Origin of the sequence: Clostridium sp. (assembly GCF_016650035.1) — a bacterium.
In the GTDB taxonomy this organism is placed as follows: Bacteria; Bacillota; Clostridia; order Clostridiales; family Clostridiaceae; genus Clostridium_AD.
In genome coordinates this window covers 17,361-33,617 of sequence record NZ_JAENWM010000011.1, presented here as the reverse complement: position 1 = coordinate 33,617, position 16,257 = coordinate 17,361, and the positions used below count along the sequence as shown (strand labels likewise).

Sequence of the window (16,257 nt, the reverse complement as noted above, 5' to 3'; positions counted from 1 at the left end):
AATGTATTATCTCCCCCCCGATATAATATAACTTTTAAGCGAAATATTACTATTAACTTGCTTAACTAAAGCATTGTACATTAATGTGTTTGCTGCTTGATTGGTCATTTCAAGGTCTATATCTACGTTATTACCATCTTGCCTCATGCTAGTGCTTTCGTCTCTTTTTACTGTGATTTCTCCGCTGTTACTAGTTGTTTGCATATGCTTGCTATTATCAGTTTTCATTCTATCTCCACCCATGCTATCCTCTAAGGTCTCCTCAAACGTAACATAGAACTTTTTATATCCTTTTGTATTAATATTTGCAATGTTATTTGCAATAACTTTACCTCTCAGTGCTGAAGCGTCCATACTCTTTGTAAGCAAGTTATACGTGTTTTCACTTGTGGAACTTCCATTTATATTCAAAATCACCATCTCCCCTAATCTATTAGTTTGACAAATAATCCGAAATTCCTTCTTGAAATTTCATTTTTTACTGTGAATTCATTAAGTTTATTGAAAATTTCTAATATATTCCACTTTATAGCTCTAATTATATACCTTTTATTAGACTTAGAGAAATTTTATTATTATTTTTTATTAATTTAATTAAATTCTTAATTCAAACCGTCATTTTTTTACTATTCAAATGTATTTTCAAAAGGTTATGTTACTTTGTAAATAATTTTCACATAATTCATCATATATTTACATTCTACTATTATATTATACATTATTGTTGTAATTTGTCTATTAGAATAACTGATATTAAATAGAGATATGTAAATTGCAATATAAAAAGGAGACTTGAATTTTATCAAGTCTCCTTTTGCTATTATTGTATGTAATTTTATTTATAATTAATTTATCTATCTAACATTTTCAAGAATTTTTAATGCATCCTGTGGAAATCTATTGGATTGAGCCATCATAGCGGTAGAAGCTTCTATTAGAATATTATACTTTGCATATTCCATTATTTCTTCTGCCATGTCTGTATCTCTTATACCACTTTCGGCAGATTGTATTTTCTCTGCCATCCCCATTGTAGAATTATAACTACTTTCAAATCTATTCTCTAAAGCACCATATTTACTTCTAGCACCGATAACTACATCAAGTGCAGTATCTATACTTTGTAAAGACCCATCTATATCATTCACATCTATATTTTTCACATCTATACCATCCGCATCTGTAAAGTTAAGGTCTAAGCCCTCTGCATTTAGATTATATTTTGGTATGTCAATTTTTTCTCCTACATTAGCACCTGTAACAGTTTCTATAGATACTGAACCATTATTTGCGCCTCCGACTAAAAGCTTAACTCCGTTAAATTCAGTATTATTTGCCAGATCATCAGCACCCTGAATCATTTGGTTTATTTCATTTTGAATAATACCTTTATCTGCATCACTTGTGGTTCCTCCAGCTTTTACTACTAATTCTCTAACTCTTTGTAAACTTTCAGTAATCCCATTCATACCACCTTGCGACGTTTGAAGCATACTAACACCATCTTGAGTATTTCTTGCTGCCATTTGAAGTCCTCTTATCTGCATTCTAAGTCTCTCACTTTGAGCAATCGCATTAGGATCCTCTTTGGAACTATTTATTTTAACACCAGAAGATATCCGCCCTAAGGATGCACTTTGCTTTTTAATATTCTGGCTATATGCTTTATATATATTTAAAGAGGCAATATTCTTATTTATTCTCATATGATCAACTCCGTTAAAATTTTTTATTTGCTATCTACATTTGCTATCTACTTTAGTATATCGTGTATATATAGTTTTACTTTAGAAGTATTTTGTAGCTTACTATAACTAATATAGTATTATATCTGGCGGATACATACTTAAGGCATTTTCAAAGGAATCCATTGCATCTATTTCTGAGATCTTACTATTCATAAGATTTCTATATAACATATATAACTTTAAATGAAGATCTGGATTACTGAGCTTCACTTCTACCATTTTTTCGTATATAACTTCTTGAACAGAAAGTTCACCTGCGGGATTCAGGATACTAGAAACAAAACTTTGTAGTACTTCGATTTTCGTTTTCAGATTAGACTCACAACAAAGACTGCTTATTTGTTTTAGTTTTTCAATAATTTCTTCTGCTTGTTGTACTGAAATTGTAATTTGCTCATTGCCACTCAAACAACATCACCTCTTTATGTTTATAATGTTATAACACATATTAAAATTTATTATATCTGTTTATATTTCGTTTGATTTACTAATAACTTTATATATATTATTAAAAATAGCCAATAAATAGTTTAAAGTAACTATCTATTGGCTATTATTTTATATACCCTTACTTATTCCTTAATACAGCTCTTAAAGAAAGGAACGACGCAGTTATTATTGCTCCCCACATTACTAGCATAAAGGCCAACGCTTGACCACTCATAGTTACACCTCCTTCGTATAATGATTTAGAATAGATAGTAATTTCTACTTGTTAAGATACATCTAGTGTTAAACAACCCAATTTTCTCGTTTTTCAACCATTATTAGCCGCTTTTTATTAGAATTTTAAAAAATCAATTATATATAATATATTAATTTTTTTTGAATATATTACAAATAAAGTATGCTTTTAATTTTAGTATTAATGATGTAACAAATATGCTATAATTTAATAAATAAAATAAGTAACTAAGGGGGTAATTTTTATGAGATTTGGCTTTATACTTTCTTTGATTTTTGCTATTATAGTAACATTATTTGGTATTCAGAATGCTTCAATTACTACAATTAATTTCTTTTCTGCAAAGTTTGATGTTTCATTGTCTCTTGTAATCTTTATATCTGCAATTATAGGTGCTATTATTGTGACTTTATTGGGTTTACAAAAGGAATTCGTATTAAGTCGTGGTAATAAGAGGCTCACAAAAGAGGCTCATAATTTTGAAGAAGAAATTGAAACCATTAAAAGTAAAAATACTGATTTAACGGTTGAAAATGAAACTTATAAAAACAAAATAGAACTATTAGAAAGTAACAATAAAATTTCAACTGATGAAATAAGTACACTAAATATTGAAATCAAACGACTTAATGCTAGCTCTACAGATGAAATAATTCTTTAAATGATGGCAAATGAGGTTTGAACTTAAGAATATAAAAATGAGCATCAGCAGCTAATTCAATATAGCCACTGATGCTCATTTCAGTATTTTATCATATATTCTTCTGGTCTAAACTTACTAATTAAAAAATATCATTTAACAATATATAAGTTACTTTATAGCCTTTAATTTAGCAATATCTGACCAATTACTTGCTGTAATAATTTCCACACTACTCATGTCTTTTCTCATACTCTTAACTTCACCTTTAATTTCTGCAACATCATGCTTCATATTTTCCTGTTCAGCTGATATTACATCAGTCTTATGCCCTAAAGCTCTCAATATTTGAGTATGTTCATTTTGTGTGGTTTTAATTGAATTAATATCTCCATGCATTAAATTCATATCACCCTGCATTGATTTCACATCACTTTGCATTGCTTTTAGAATATCTAAAACTTCTTTCTCCATAAATTCACCACCTAAATCTTTTCTTTTATTATATCACAACTGTATTTGAAATAATAAATTATATTTCTTGCACAACTTCCAAAATTCCTACCTTAATGTCTATTGCATCATTTGAAAAATCAGTCTATATATATTCATATTTATATTGTTCAAATTTACAATTTTCGACGAGTGACAGTCACCATTGTGAAAAAGGAACGACTAAGCTTGCTCTTAGTGGGATGCTTTAACACTGCTTTTTCTTATCCTTTTATAGTAATTTCATACTCAACATATTTTTTATATAATTCTCTATCGTTGTTTTTAAAATAAGATAATATTGTATTACTAGAAACAAACTTTTCTTTTTCAGTACCTATATACATTGAGTAGCTACTCCATGGGTAAATATCTGGCTTTTCCACCATTTTAGCTCTAACAGGGTTCAAATGTATATACCTGCTTGTTTCAAGCATTTGAGTATCTGATTCTATAATTTCCGAAAAATATCTATCTTGAAATAGATGTCCAATATAATTATATTTTTTATTATAGTACTTTGCATATTTACTACTTAATTTACCTATAAATTGCCCTAAAGGCTTTTCTGCTGTTTTAATCAATATGTGCACATGGTTATCCATTAAACAATAACTTATTATTTCATATTTATCATAGGTATAATAATCTAAGGTTTCTTTCATTAAAGTTAGATAATATACAAAATCTTCTTCATCTTTAAATATATCATTTCTGTGATTACCTCTTGCTGTAACATGATAGCTTGCACCAGGATACCATTCTCTTTTTATTGTTGGCATATTCAAAACCTCCACCCTATTATGGTATTAATGATTATTGCCAGATTTTTAAATTTTACACCGCAGAGCATTTGTGAATGTATGTATATATTTAATAACCTTTTCAATTTTAAGAGCTAGTATGATAGGACCGACTTAACTCTACTTATCAAATAGAGTCATAACCACGACAAAAAATAGGCACCAGCGCTATTTATATAGCTACTGATGCTCAATATAATCTATAATTTCCAAATTTTACACCCCTGGGGTGCTTACCAACACAACAAAAATAAGCACCAGCAGCTAATCTAATAGCCACTAATGCTCACTCTAACTTTTGTCCGTCTTTTGTTCTTCTGCTATCGCTATCTATTGCACTAATCTGTGATGCTAAATTGTCTAACCTATGATTCAAATTTCTTAGTTGTAGTGGCGTAACAGTGACTTGCTTACCTTGTTCCGCTATCGATCTCATTTGTAGCAGCTTTACTTCTTTGAGTTTAAGCAGCTTCTGTTTTTCCTGTGCCCATTCTATTTCCTGTTGTAGTTGCTTATGTAGTTCTTCCTTATTATCCATTTGTTTATCTGCAATTACGTCTAAATTCTGTCCGATATTAGAGTCTATTGCATCAATATGAGTCTTTTCTATTATTGGGTTATTATTTTCTTCGCCTGTATCCATAGCTGTTTTCATTTCTACTTTGTCAGCCCGTTGTTGAACCTTTGCTAGTGCTGCTATATCCATATGATTACCTCCTAACACTATTTTTTTCAGGTCACCGTTATTCTAGTTGCATGAGCTTTCCTAGCTTGGACTGATATTTCTGTAGCCCTAGTACTCATTCAACTGCTCCTTCGTTTACTACATTTTTACTTTCTTGATCTATTTCATTTACCTGTGCTGCTAAATCGTTTAGCCTAGCATTTAGAGCTTCACTCTCTAATACACTCAAATTCTCTTCTTTAGCCTGTTCAGCTATTTCCTTCATTTGCAGTAGCTTTACCTCCATGATGCCTAGCATATTATGTCTATATTTTACCCTATTCAATTCCATCTTTAGTTCTTCTTTTTCACCCATACCTATGCCCTCACATCCAAATTTTGTCCTACATTAGAATCTATTGCAACATTCTCTATCATATCTATCATATCTGTCATCTGTGTAGCATTTTCCTTACCAGTATTCATTGCCATCTTCATCACTTCTATGCCAACTGATTGTTGAACTCTTGATTGACTCATTATCATTGATAGTGCCCCTATATCCATAGTTATTCCTCCTACTTATCTTTATTTGAAAAAAGAGCCAGAGTTTTCACCCTGACTCCTTGATATTACTTTTATAAGTTTATCAATTATCTTAATAATTGAAGAACTTGTTGTGGTTGTTGGTTAGCTTGAGCAAGCATAGCTTGAGCAGCTTGATTAAGAATATTGTTCTTTGAGAATGTTGACATTTCTTTAGCCATGTCTACGTCTCTGATTCTTGACTCAGCTGATGTTAAGTTTTCACTTGAAGTTCCTAAATTAGCTATTGTGTGCTCTAATCTGTTTTGGTAAGCACCAAGTTTAGATCTTTCAGCTGAAACACTTTCTATTGCAGTTTGAATTGTTGTAACAGCTGCACTTGCTTTAGATTGTGTGGAAATATCTAGTCCAGCAACAACTGTTGCCTCAGACATTGATCCATTTGCTTGTTTTGTAGCTGATGTTGCTACATCTGTTGTTAGATTTACAGTTGATGTTCCCTCAACTGCTGTACCAGCTGTAATTCCAATCTTCATTTGTCCAGCGCCATTAGCATCGCCTATTACATAACTACCACCATTTTTCTGATCAATCGTTGTAGCTTTACCTATATCTGCTCCAACTGATGCCTTGATGTTTACTGTATCTCCATCAGCCATTGATGTTAGCTTAGCAATATCAATAATTACATCATTAACTGTTTGAGTACCTGTAGTAAGGTTTGTGCCTGTTAAATCTCCTGTCCCATTCCAACCTGCAGCAACTGTTGTATTTACACCATCTGCAAATGCAGCTGAAACGAATGAAGAAGAGTTAGCAAAAGTAGTAGTGGTATCAAAAGCTCCACCTACACCAGCTGTTGCTACAACAGTGCTTAAATCAATAGCTGAACCATCAGCTTTAATTTGATCTCCTAAATCAGTAATAGCTGTTGAAATTAATGCTGCTGTATTATTTGTTACTGCAGTATCTAATGAAATTATTACCTTATCATTTACATCATCCCATATAGCTGTTGGAGCTCCAGCCTGTCCTGCACCTGAAAATTCTATTGTAACTCCATTGAATGAATCACTATTAGCGCCAGAAGCAAATGATAATGTATCTGCTAGTAGTGCGCCAGCTTGAGCATCTGCAATAGTAGCAGGTGCTGCAGTAGTTGCTTCATGATAAACTAAAGTCCCATTTACATCAGCAGATGCAGTACCTTTAACTGCATCTGTAGCAACAGCAACAGCACCAGTTTTTGATGTATTTACGGTACCTGCTGTACCTACAGACTGTAATTGAGCTGAAAGAGATGCATCCTTAAAGCCTTTAACCGTTACTTTCTCTCCTAAAGCTGCAGTAGTAGATAGTTTAGTTTGATCAATTGTTATACCATTAACTGTATTATTTCCTCCTGAAACAACTCCACCTAATGAACCTGTAGCTACCCAATCTTTAGTTCCGCCTGTTGCAGCACCTTTTTCTGATGTTAAACTACTAAATCCTAATTTTGTAGCTGCAGTAATATCTGAACCTGTTAAATCAACTTTTGTTGCAGAACCTGTTGCTACACTAGCAATTGACAATTTATGATCAGCACCGACACTAACTTTATATTTACCTGCCCCTAATGCACTGCTGTCAATATCCTTTTGCAATGCAGTAACTACCTCAGCCTCAGTACCAGTTACAGCTTTAGTGTTAGTCAAGCCAACAGTTACTCCATTAATTTTTAATGATCCTGTTCCTACAGCAGACATATCATTAGTCGTAGCATCTATAACTCCTGCTGCTGTATTTGTAGCTGCAGTTCCATGGTCTGTATAGGTTAATGTAATATTTGTATCTGCAGTTGCAGTACCAGAAACTAAATTAGCAACAGCAGTTCCAGTAGCGTCTGTAGCAGTTGTTGCTCCTGCATCTGATGCAGTTAATGCAACTTGATATTTTCCATCTGCGAGTGTCTTTGCAACATCAACTGAATCAGAACTTACAGTTGCAAGTTTTGCTGGATTATTATCAGTATCAATACTTGCTTGACTTACGTCTCTTGATATTCCTAAAGATTTTGCATCCATTGCATTAATTGATAATGTTATACCTTGACCTGAATTTGCTCCAACATGGAATGTAGCTGATTTAATTCCATCATCAGATATTCCACCATTTATAAGTTTTTGAGTATTGAATTCAGTATTGTTTGATATTCTACTTACTTCTTTAGTTAATTGATCCATTTCCTTTTGAATTTCTCCACGGTCTACTGATACGTTAGTATCATTTGATGATTGAACTGCAAGTTCTCTCATTCTTTGAAGTATGCTGTGAGTTTCGCTTAATGCACCCTCAGCTGTTCCAATCATAGAAATGCCATCTTGAGCATTAGCTGAAGCTTGGTCGAGTCCTCTAATTTGTCCTCTCATTTTCTCTGATATAGCAAGACCTGCTGCATCGTCTCCTGCTTTGTTAATTCTAAGACCTGATGAAAGTTTTTCCATTGATTTTGAAGCCTTATTTGAATTAATGTTCATGTTTCTGTTAGCGTTCATCGCACCTAAGTTGTGATTGATTATCATAATAATATTCCTCCTTGAAATTTTAGTAGGACATCCTTGTCCTCTATTGGTTATTTATAGTTAAGCTCGCTATGAGCCGTACTAACTTGTTGAAATGTTGCTTTTCAGATTGTCCTTGTTACTTCTTTGTTGAATTTCATCATCTTGTGATATCAAGGCTTTCAGAGCATTGTAAACATCCAGTTGATTTTCAACAGTTAGGCAACCTTCTGCCGTCATTTTTTAATATATACTTAAGTCATTTTTGTTTTTGTTGCTATTATATATATCGCTACAATAAATAATAACTTTATACCTTTTTAAAAATATATTTTAAAAGAATGTAATCGGAATTAAATTATCTCCTGCTGAGATGTAATGTTGTTAAATTTCTTTACTCAAAAATACAGCTTTAGCAGATATATTATTATATCCTGCCATTCCTACTTGTTTTTGCTCGTTTTGTTTTATTTTTTTCAATAAATCACTTTTTCTAACTTTCATTTCAGAAGTTAATACTTTTTCTAAATTTTCAATTTCATATTGCAAATAGAATTTCTTCAGTTCCTCCTTTGAATAACTCATTTTACTAATATCGTTCAAAATTAACTGCCTTTGCGCAAAACTCTCTTCTAATTTCTCATATTCTTCTGCTTTAACTATTTTAATAATAATCAAAGTTATATTTTTATACTTAATAAAGTTTTCCTCTAAATTCAATTTACCACCAGCTTTATTTTAATTAGAATTATCAATGAATATTATCCAGCTGTCCCTTATATATATTAACTTGTTCCAAGCATAGACGTAAGTGCACTCTGCTGTGTATTTAAAGCATTCATAGCTGTTTCTAGCGCTGTGAATTTAGCATAATACCTAGTTTGTGCAGCTTCAAGTTGAGCTTGAAATTTACTAACATTTAAAACTTTATTATATACTTGGTCAGGGAGTGTATTTTTACCAGAAGAACCTGAACTACTGAAATCATATTGCTTATTTACAAATATATTCATATATCCAGCGGTAGTATAAGTACCATCTTTACCAAGTCCAGGTGATGCAACATAGTCTCTTATTATTGTGTCCATCCTTTTAAATATACCATCTTCATTGTATTTTGCTGAGCCTATATATGCTGTACTCGAATCTATAGTGCTATTAGAAGACCCAATAAATAGTTTTTTAAAGTCCTCCATATTATTTTCAATAGCATTTTTTAATATCTCTTCATCCTTAATTACAAGTTTACCGCCGTCTGTAAGATCCTCTGATGTTTCTATACCTACAGCCCCAGTGCCATAACTACCAAAACTTAAGGATACTTTCCCAGAGCTTTTATCTTTATTATCATAACTACTGTATACAGGTGAATAAAGTGTTCCTCGTAGTTGCGACATTAAACTACTTAAATAGTCATCTTTCCTAAGTATTCCAACCTTAGCTTTAGCTTCCCATGTTTTGATTTGATCATCACTCATGCTTTCTCTTTGATCATCAGTTAATGGAGCATAATCCCTATCTTTCGTTTCTGTTAATTTGGTGTTAATTGTTGATATTATAGTATTATAATCTTCAATGAATTTTTTCACATTGGTAACAACAGTGTCTGAATTTGATGTTACATTTACATTTGAGGTTTTTTCTAATTCACTAACTCCAGCAAGATTATAAGAAACACCATTTACAGTGAATTTATTCGAACTTTGAGTTGTAGTTGTAGGTATAGTTTGTCCTGGAGCAGTAATTGCCACTATGGCATCTTTTCCTGTTTTGGTTATTCCAGCAATACTATCTTCAATTGTTATTCCAAGATTACCTATGTTACTACTATTATTTTTAATTGTAATACCTGAAGAAGATCCATAATTGTTAGATTGGAATGAAATTTTACCAGTTGTATCATCTAAACTCATTGTAACTGCTCCACCAGTTGCACTTTTGACTTGATCCATTAACTCCGTAATTGTGGTCGCACTACTTGCATTTATACTTATAGGTGTTGTATTTGTGGCTGTATCGTAGGATAAAGAAAAACTAAGAGTAGTTGTAATCCCCAAATCAGACAATTTTGAAGATGATGAAATACCGCTATTAATAGATGTTATTGAAGCTAATTCCACATCCTCAGATGTTTTTGCAGTTAAACTAATGGAACTTGCACTATTAAATTTTATATAACCACCAGATACATCATTAACATATGATGCCGAAACTGTACCATTTAAATCTGGGTTTTCAAATATTTTGCTGTTAATATTTGCAACCACTTCATCTATATTTGTATCATTTGAATTACCATTTAGTATTTTAGCATCTAACGTTATCTCAGTAGACCCTAAAGTCAATTTAGCGCCATTCCATAGTTCGCCATCTGTGACTTCTATCATAGAATTTAACGATGACCCGGATATTTTAGCCTGTTCTGCTAATTGTTGAACATTAACCTTATAATTTCCAACCTTTGCACTTGAACTAACAGTTGCTGAAACAATAGCACTATCCGAATTAGTTACTGAATTTGTATTAAAAGAATTCCCAGACATCATATACTTACTTGAAAGAGGATCAAAATAATCCTGCAATCCTTTTATTCCTGTAATAATTTCTCTATACCCTTCTTGCTGCCACTGTACTGTCTGCTTAGCTTGGTTTGCTTTATCAATCTTAGATTGGTAGTTTGAAACCATAGATTTAACTAGTGCATCTGTATCAATACCAGATGCCATCCCCGATATTCTCATTAAATTAGCACTTGAAGTACTACTGCTGCTTGGATAAATACTCGACATATATTATCAACCCCCTTATTCAATTGCCTATTTCCCACCTTTAGTCCTTTTATAAGCCTCACTCCAAGTATCCCTAACATCATCAATCAGTGGAATTACCTCATTCATAATCTCTTCACTTTTTTTAATATTAGCATCCGCAAGCCTTCTAACTATAAATTCATAAACCTTCATTAGACTCTCTGTCCATTCGCCACCTTTTGCTACGTCCATAGTTGCCATTAATTCATAAAATATATTCTGAGTTTTTATAATATTTTCATGAGCCTTTTTAACATCTTTATCCAAGATTGCTTGTCTACCTATTTTTGAAAACTTTGCAGCCCCTTCTACCAGCATTAAAAGAAGTTGATCCTTTGATGCAAAATTCACACTATTACTTTTATAAGTATTAAATGCATTTCCATAAGCGTTCATTGCCATACTCCTCCACCCCTACTTTTTAGTATCTATAAAATTACCAATGATTCTTTGCTCATTTTCCAATGCCTCTTTAAAAACCTCAATCTCATATTGAGTATTTCTCGACGCACCTACAGATATTTTATGTTTCTTCTTATATTTTGAAAGCTTGTACTTAAACTCTTCATAGGAACTTGAGTTATCTCTAGGATTTCTATCTTTATTTACAGTTATTGCATTTTTTCTATGAACTACACCAGACTTTGTTGTCTCCTTAACTCTTTGTCTTAATTCAACATCAATTTTATTTAATTTAAATTCCATAATAGCCCTCCTATCTTTATTCTAAGGGGTCATGCTTTTTTATCTACTAAAATACCAGCCATTTCACACATTTTAGCTACCATATCCAATATCTTTTTCGAAGGAATTTCTTTTATCACTTCATTGGTGTTATTATCAATTACACTTACAATCATTTGGTTAAGCACATCATGCTTTTGATATCTAACATGGGTGCCTTCACCCAGTAAAAATTTATTGATTTTAACAACTGCATTTTTAATTTCTTTTTCACTATCATTTTTTGCATTAAATGAATTATTCACTTCAACAGATTTTGAAACCGCAATATTTTCTGGTGCTTTATAAAATCTATCTATATCTGCAGAACTATTTTGACTAATACCCCCAATATCCATAATTGCCCCCTAATTTATTTCTTTAATTTTTCTAATGCTGACGCATCAAAGGCCATAGCCTTTTTGTTCTCATCTGTTATCTCTATATAAAGTTCTTTCCTAAGTATTCCAATTTCTTTTGGTGCGCTTATAGCAATTTTTACTGAACCGTTTTCAATCTTTACTATAGTTATTTCTACATCTTCACCTATAAGTAATGATTCACCTTTTTTCCTACTGATTACTAACATTACCTGTCCCCCTTGCTTCTCTTTGGCATAATAAAAATTATTATTTATTGACCACTTTAAATAGAGGTTCTTTTACTTTGTATTTATCATTATCTAATATTAATTGTTCCCCTAACTTTGCTTTTATATTAATAATGATTGGGGCTTTTAAATTGGTAGTCATATTCTCTATATTTGAATTTAAAGTCACTGTTGTTAATACTTCTACATCTTCAGGCCTCTCTATTCCAAGTTCTTTTAAATTACTTTCCGGTATTTTAAATTCATAATCCATAATTATGGTAAATGGGGATACCAAAACTAAGCCGATTGCAATATTTTCAATTGAATGTAATATGCTAAAAGCCTCATTACCTTTCAATGGAAAAATTATAAACTTTTTAAGTTCCTTAAAGCCTGGCAAACCTTTTTTAAACTCTATAACATCTTCATCACTATATGTTCGTGCTCCATGGTACTTAGTAACTATCTCCATATTACAAAACAACTCCTTTACTAAAAATCTTTTTTCTATCAACTCTCAACTTTCCACTACTATAATTATAAGTAATCAAGTAATGTAGGCTGAATAACCTTAGCACTTGTTTGAAGAGATGCCATATATATATTTTGCATAGTAGCATATTCCATTACTGTTTCCGTAATATCTATATCTTCTGTTGCGGATAGAATTTCAGTTAAATTAAAGTTTGCATCTACATTTCTAGATTCAGCGCTTTCCATTCTGTTTTGCTTAGCTCCAACTTGTGATCGTAACTTTAGTATATTTGTCATAGCTTTTTGAATGCCCTCTAAGTCTCCACCAGTCAATTCACTAACAGTACTATCATCAAGGTGGTCTGTAATATTACCCAATAATTCCATAAGATTATTATCCCCATAGTTCATAACTTCTGATGCTGTTACATTATATTCCATAGTTACACCTTGAGATACTTCAACTTGGACCTTTGAATTTATTTGATTGTACTCAGTAGCACCTACTCCGGTAATATCTAATTTTCCTCCGCCAACCATTGAATATACTAATTGGCTATTTTTTCCATATGTACCACCGGGAGCTATTTCAGTAGGTTTAGTAGTTCCTCTTGTCCCACCAAATATATATTTACCATCAAAAGATGTATTTAGTAAATTTGACAGCTCCTCTACCCTTTGATTTACTTCATCCTTAACAGCCTGTCTTTGCTCATTACCATAGCCAGCATTACCGCTTGAAACTAAAAGTTCGTCTATTCTTCCAACTACACCACCTATTCTATCAAGTGTTTCATCTGTCATATCAAGCCAATTTGTTGTATTTTTTATATTACTATTATATTGTTTATTTGCATCTATTTCTGAATACATTTGCATTATTTTAGAAGCTTTAGCAGGATCATCTGAAGGTTTTGTTATTTGTTTTCCAGAACTCATTTGGTTTTGTATCCTGCTCAGATTAGTTAAATTAGTTCTCATATCCCTTAGAAAATTATTTGATAGCATTTTATTAGTTACTCTCATATCTTCACCCCTTCATACAATTAAATTTATTATTTATCTTTTTAAGCCATTAATAACAAGATCTAGCAGTTCATCAACGGTTGAAATAATCTTTGCATTAGCTTGATAAGCATGTTGATATTGAATCATATTAGCCATTTCCTCATCCAAAGATACACCTGATATGGAGGCCCTCGACTCATTTAATCCTGCTAGTAGCGCTTCATGGTTGGTAACAGTTTTTTTAGCTGTTTGTGTTTGAGTTCCCAATCTACTTACGACATCTGTAAAATAACCGCTAATAGTCGTTCCATTTGATGATGAATTAATGGAACTAACTTTTCCATCCTCAATATTTACTTTATCACCGGTCAAAAACCCTTCTCTTGTAGTACCCTCTTCTATACCTTGAATCTCTAATTTTATATATCGAAGCTGGGCAATAGCAAGTGCTCTAGTATTATCAGTTGGTCCAGATGTAGCATTTTCCCCAGTGTTTATAAGCATTGGATCCTCAAGTATTTTTTTATTAACTGTAATATTTCCCGCTGTAATTTCAGCTTCCCCTGCTGCTGTCGTTACTCCTGCTGCCGTTACATCTTTACTATTTACAAAAAAATCAAGTATACCCGTAGGTTTAGCTGCATCACTTTCACCACTATGTACAGCATTTATAGAAAAAGCAATACCTTTAGCTAATGCATCTAATTCTCCTACATATTTATCTATATCCGCTTGTACAGACATATAACCTTGTAATTCTCCTGTTTTCGGAGTAAATAGAAATCCTGGCTTTTCTATATCTGTACCTATGGCATTGCCATCCTTATCTGCCCAAATAACTCTACCTTGATCTAACCTTTTATATTGATCACTATCTAATGTCATTTCTAAAACTTCTTCCTTATCATCCGAGGACATATCACCCTTTTTATAATAAGTAATTTTGTAATTTTGATCTTCGCCTTCATCTGGAGTCCCTATTGGCTCAATTGAATTTATATAAGAAAATCTTTTAACATCCTCGCTAGGGCCAGACTTTACAAGGTATGCATTTTCCATTCCTTCTTCATTTGTTCTAATATCTTGTCCACCGAACGTTTTCTTATCTATAGTAATACCAAATTTGAAACTTAGCTGATCTACTAGCAAATCTCTTTTATCCATTAAATCATTTGGCTCATTTCCACCAACTTTTACAGCTATAACCTGTGTATTTAACTCATTTATTTGATCAAGCATATTATTTACATCCACTACTCCCTGCTTAATAACATCCTGACTATTGCCTTTTATTTTTATAAGTTGATTATAAGTATTATTTAATTCATATGTAAGAGCTCTTGATTGTTCTGCCACTACCGTTCTTGTATTAGAGCTTTCTGGGCTTCCGGCAAGCGATTGCCAAGAATTAAACATTCCATCCATTAAACTTGACACACCACTGTCACTAGGTTCATTCATAATACTCTCAATCTCTGAAAGAAATTTTTCACGCCCTGTGTAGTAACCCATTGTTCCATTTTCAGTTCTTACCTGATAATCTAAAAAGGTATCTCTGATTCTTACTATGGCGGATATCTGTACACCAGTACCGAGTTGTCCAACGCCCATAGCATTATTCATACTAGGCATACCAAAAGGTCTTGTAGTCTCCATAGTAGCTCTTTGCCTTGAATAGCCTTCTGTGTTAGCATTAGATATGTTATGAGCAGTTACATCAAGAGCCTTTTGTTGAGCGCTCATACCTCTTGTAGCTACATTAAAAGTTGAAAATAATCCTGACATTTAAATCACCTCACACTATTTGTTTATTTTGCCACTGGAATTATAAGTTGCTTTCTCTCTTACTGGGTTTAATATATTAAGTATCCTACTTGTAAAACTAAGACCTTGTTTTATAAGTAACTCGTTAGTATCCTTTTGAACTTTAACTTCTTGTAATATGGCTTTAATCTTATAATAATTTTTCTCAAGTTCTACATCTCTAAATTCTTCCACTATCTCACTCATAGCTCTTTTTGCAGTAATCTTTCTTCGAGCAACTTCCATAGTTGCAATATTTGCATTAGCTTTTTTTATGGTATCCACGCAATTTTCCATTCCAAAGATATCATTTTTTATTATACATCTATGTTGCTCTTCAAGTGCGCTCAGCAGTGTAGTCACAGCTTCTATTTCCTGAATCATAACAGTATTTAGTTTATCTTTCATAACTAAATGTCTCTCCCCTTCATAATGTCCATCATTTTTTTAGCAGTTAAGGCTGAATCCATCTTGTAAGTACCCTTATTTACTTCATTTTTAATTGCTTCTATTTTCTCTTTCGAGTTGTGAATTTTACCATCTAATGATAGTGCACTTAGACTTTTCCCGGCTGTTGATAACTCTATTGTGTCTTTTTTTACAGCAGTTGTCTTTGGCTGTGTTTTAGCTTCACTTTTTTTATAGAAATTAACTACATTATTTTTCACTCCATCTATTTTCATTCATATCCACTCCTTGCTTTTTATATGTTTTAGTCTTCACGGT

21 protein-coding genes and 2 pseudogenes are annotated in these 16,257 nt (G+C 32.3%); 1 reads left to right on the top strand and 22 read right to left on the bottom strand.

Annotated features, from left to right (window positions below; all coding sequences use genetic code 11):
- Window positions 1-6: 6 nt before the first annotated feature.
- The 3 genes from flgB to JJD95_RS04280 all read right to left on the bottom strand — a co-directional run bounded on the left by flgB (window position 7) and on the right by JJD95_RS04280 (window position 2,156).
- Window positions 7-420 carry a flagellar basal body rod protein FlgB gene (flgB, locus tag JJD95_RS04290; protein WP_291640704.1) on the bottom strand — a complete coding sequence of 138 codons (414 nt, stop codon included), beginning with the start codon at window positions 418-420 and terminating at the stop codon, window positions 7-9.
- A 434-nt stretch (window positions 421-854) separates the two neighbouring features.
- Entirely contained in the window at window positions 855-1,706 is an 852-nt protein-coding gene (locus JJD95_RS04285; RefSeq protein ID WP_291640702.1) for a flagellin, read from the bottom strand.
- Between the two features lie 108 nt (window positions 1,707-1,814).
- Window positions 1,815-2,156: a hypothetical protein gene (locus JJD95_RS04280; RefSeq protein WP_291640699.1), complete on the bottom strand. Its 342-nt coding sequence runs from the start codon at window positions 2,154-2,156 to the stop codon at window positions 1,815-1,817.
- 521 nt (window positions 2,157-2,677) lie between these two features.
- Between JJD95_RS04280 and JJD95_RS04275 the strand changes: the two genes are divergently transcribed.
- On the top strand, window positions 2,678-3,094 hold the full coding sequence (locus JJD95_RS04275; protein ID WP_291640697.1) for a lipopolysaccharide assembly LapA domain-containing protein: 417 nt from the start codon (window positions 2,678-2,680) through the stop codon (window positions 3,092-3,094).
- A 150-nt stretch (window positions 3,095-3,244) separates the two neighbouring features.
- Here the strand turns inward: JJD95_RS04275 and JJD95_RS04270 are convergent, their stop codons facing one another.
- From JJD95_RS04270 to JJD95_RS04180, 19 genes and pseudogenes are all read right to left on the bottom strand, one after another.
- Window positions 3,245-3,547, bottom strand: coding sequence for a hypothetical protein (locus JJD95_RS04270; protein ID WP_291640696.1), 303 nt, complete (start codon window positions 3,545-3,547; stop codon window positions 3,245-3,247).
- Window positions 3,548-3,789: 242 nt separating this feature from the next.
- Window positions 3,790-4,347 carry a transposase gene (locus JJD95_RS04265; protein WP_291640694.1) on the bottom strand — a complete coding sequence of 186 codons (558 nt, stop codon included), beginning with the start codon at window positions 4,345-4,347 and terminating at the stop codon, window positions 3,790-3,792.
- Between the two features lie 307 nt (window positions 4,348-4,654).
- Window positions 4,655-5,074, bottom strand: a complete 420-nt coding sequence (locus JJD95_RS04260) for a hypothetical protein (protein WP_291640692.1) — start codon at window positions 5,072-5,074, stop codon at window positions 4,655-4,657.
- A 94-nt stretch (window positions 5,075-5,168) separates the two neighbouring features.
- Window positions 5,169-5,408 carry a hypothetical protein gene (locus JJD95_RS04255; protein ID WP_291640690.1) on the bottom strand — a complete coding sequence of 80 codons (240 nt, stop codon included), beginning with the start codon at window positions 5,406-5,408 and terminating at the stop codon, window positions 5,169-5,171.
- A 2-nt stretch (window positions 5,409-5,410) separates the two neighbouring features.
- Window positions 5,411-5,599, bottom strand: coding sequence for a YjfB family protein (locus tag JJD95_RS04250; protein WP_291640689.1), 189 nt, complete (start codon window positions 5,597-5,599; stop codon window positions 5,411-5,413).
- Window positions 5,600-5,685: 86 nt separating this feature from the next.
- Window positions 5,686-6,018, bottom strand: a pseudogene (locus JJD95_RS04245) (flagellin); the annotation flags it as partial.
- Window positions 6,019-7,740: 1,722 nt separating this feature from the next.
- Window positions 7,741-8,142: pseudogene (locus JJD95_RS04240) on the bottom strand (flagellin); the annotation flags it as partial.
- An 81-nt stretch (window positions 8,143-8,223) separates the two neighbouring features.
- A complete protein-coding gene (locus tag JJD95_RS04235) occupies window positions 8,224-8,361 on the bottom strand; it encodes a hypothetical protein (protein WP_291640687.1) in 138 nt (45 codons plus the stop codon).
- Window positions 8,362-8,505: 144 nt separating this feature from the next.
- On the bottom strand, window positions 8,506-8,799 hold the full coding sequence (locus JJD95_RS04230; RefSeq protein WP_291640685.1) for a hypothetical protein: 294 nt from the start codon (window positions 8,797-8,799) through the stop codon (window positions 8,506-8,508).
- A gap of 107 nt (window positions 8,800-8,906) precedes the next feature.
- Window positions 8,907-10,910, bottom strand: a complete 2,004-nt coding sequence (gene fliD, locus JJD95_RS04225) for a flagellar filament capping protein FliD (RefSeq protein ID WP_291640683.1) — start codon at window positions 10,908-10,910, stop codon at window positions 8,907-8,909.
- 27 nt (window positions 10,911-10,937) lie between these two features.
- Window positions 10,938-11,327 (bottom strand): flagellar export chaperone FliS, encoded by a 390-nt coding sequence (gene fliS, locus JJD95_RS04220; RefSeq protein ID WP_291640768.1) that lies wholly within the window; start codon window positions 11,325-11,327, stop codon window positions 10,938-10,940.
- Window positions 11,328-11,345: 18 nt separating this feature from the next.
- Window positions 11,346-11,636 carry a hypothetical protein gene (locus JJD95_RS04215; protein ID WP_291640681.1) on the bottom strand — a complete coding sequence of 97 codons (291 nt, stop codon included), beginning with the start codon at window positions 11,634-11,636 and terminating at the stop codon, window positions 11,346-11,348.
- A gap of 29 nt (window positions 11,637-11,665) precedes the next feature.
- Window positions 11,666-12,013: a flagellar protein FlaG gene (locus tag JJD95_RS04210; RefSeq protein ID WP_291640679.1), complete on the bottom strand. Its 348-nt coding sequence runs from the start codon at window positions 12,011-12,013 to the stop codon at window positions 11,666-11,668.
- Between the two features lie 14 nt (window positions 12,014-12,027).
- Window positions 12,028-12,243, bottom strand: coding sequence for a carbon storage regulator CsrA (csrA, locus tag JJD95_RS04205; protein WP_291640677.1), 216 nt, complete (start codon window positions 12,241-12,243; stop codon window positions 12,028-12,030).
- Between the two features lie 40 nt (window positions 12,244-12,283).
- Window positions 12,284-12,718: a flagellar assembly protein FliW gene (gene fliW, locus JJD95_RS04200; protein ID WP_291640675.1), complete on the bottom strand. Its 435-nt coding sequence runs from the start codon at window positions 12,716-12,718 to the stop codon at window positions 12,284-12,286.
- A gap of 65 nt (window positions 12,719-12,783) precedes the next feature.
- Window positions 12,784-13,746, bottom strand: coding sequence for a flagellar hook-associated protein FlgL (gene flgL, locus JJD95_RS04195; protein ID WP_291640673.1), 963 nt, complete (start codon window positions 13,744-13,746; stop codon window positions 12,784-12,786).
- Between the two features lie 33 nt (window positions 13,747-13,779).
- The gene (gene flgK, locus JJD95_RS04190; protein WP_291640671.1) at window positions 13,780-15,513 is read right to left on the bottom strand and encodes a flagellar hook-associated protein FlgK; all 1,734 of its coding nucleotides are present in this window, start codon (window positions 15,511-15,513) and stop codon (window positions 13,780-13,782) included.
- Between the two features lie 15 nt (window positions 15,514-15,528).
- Window positions 15,529-15,939: a flagellar protein FlgN gene (locus JJD95_RS04185; RefSeq protein WP_291640669.1), complete on the bottom strand. Its 411-nt coding sequence runs from the start codon at window positions 15,937-15,939 to the stop codon at window positions 15,529-15,531.
- Window positions 15,940-15,941: 2 nt separating this feature from the next.
- A complete protein-coding gene (locus tag JJD95_RS04180) occupies window positions 15,942-16,214 on the bottom strand; it encodes a flagellar biosynthesis anti-sigma factor FlgM (protein WP_291640668.1) in 273 nt (90 codons plus the stop codon).
- Window positions 16,215-16,257: the final 43 nt, after the last annotated feature.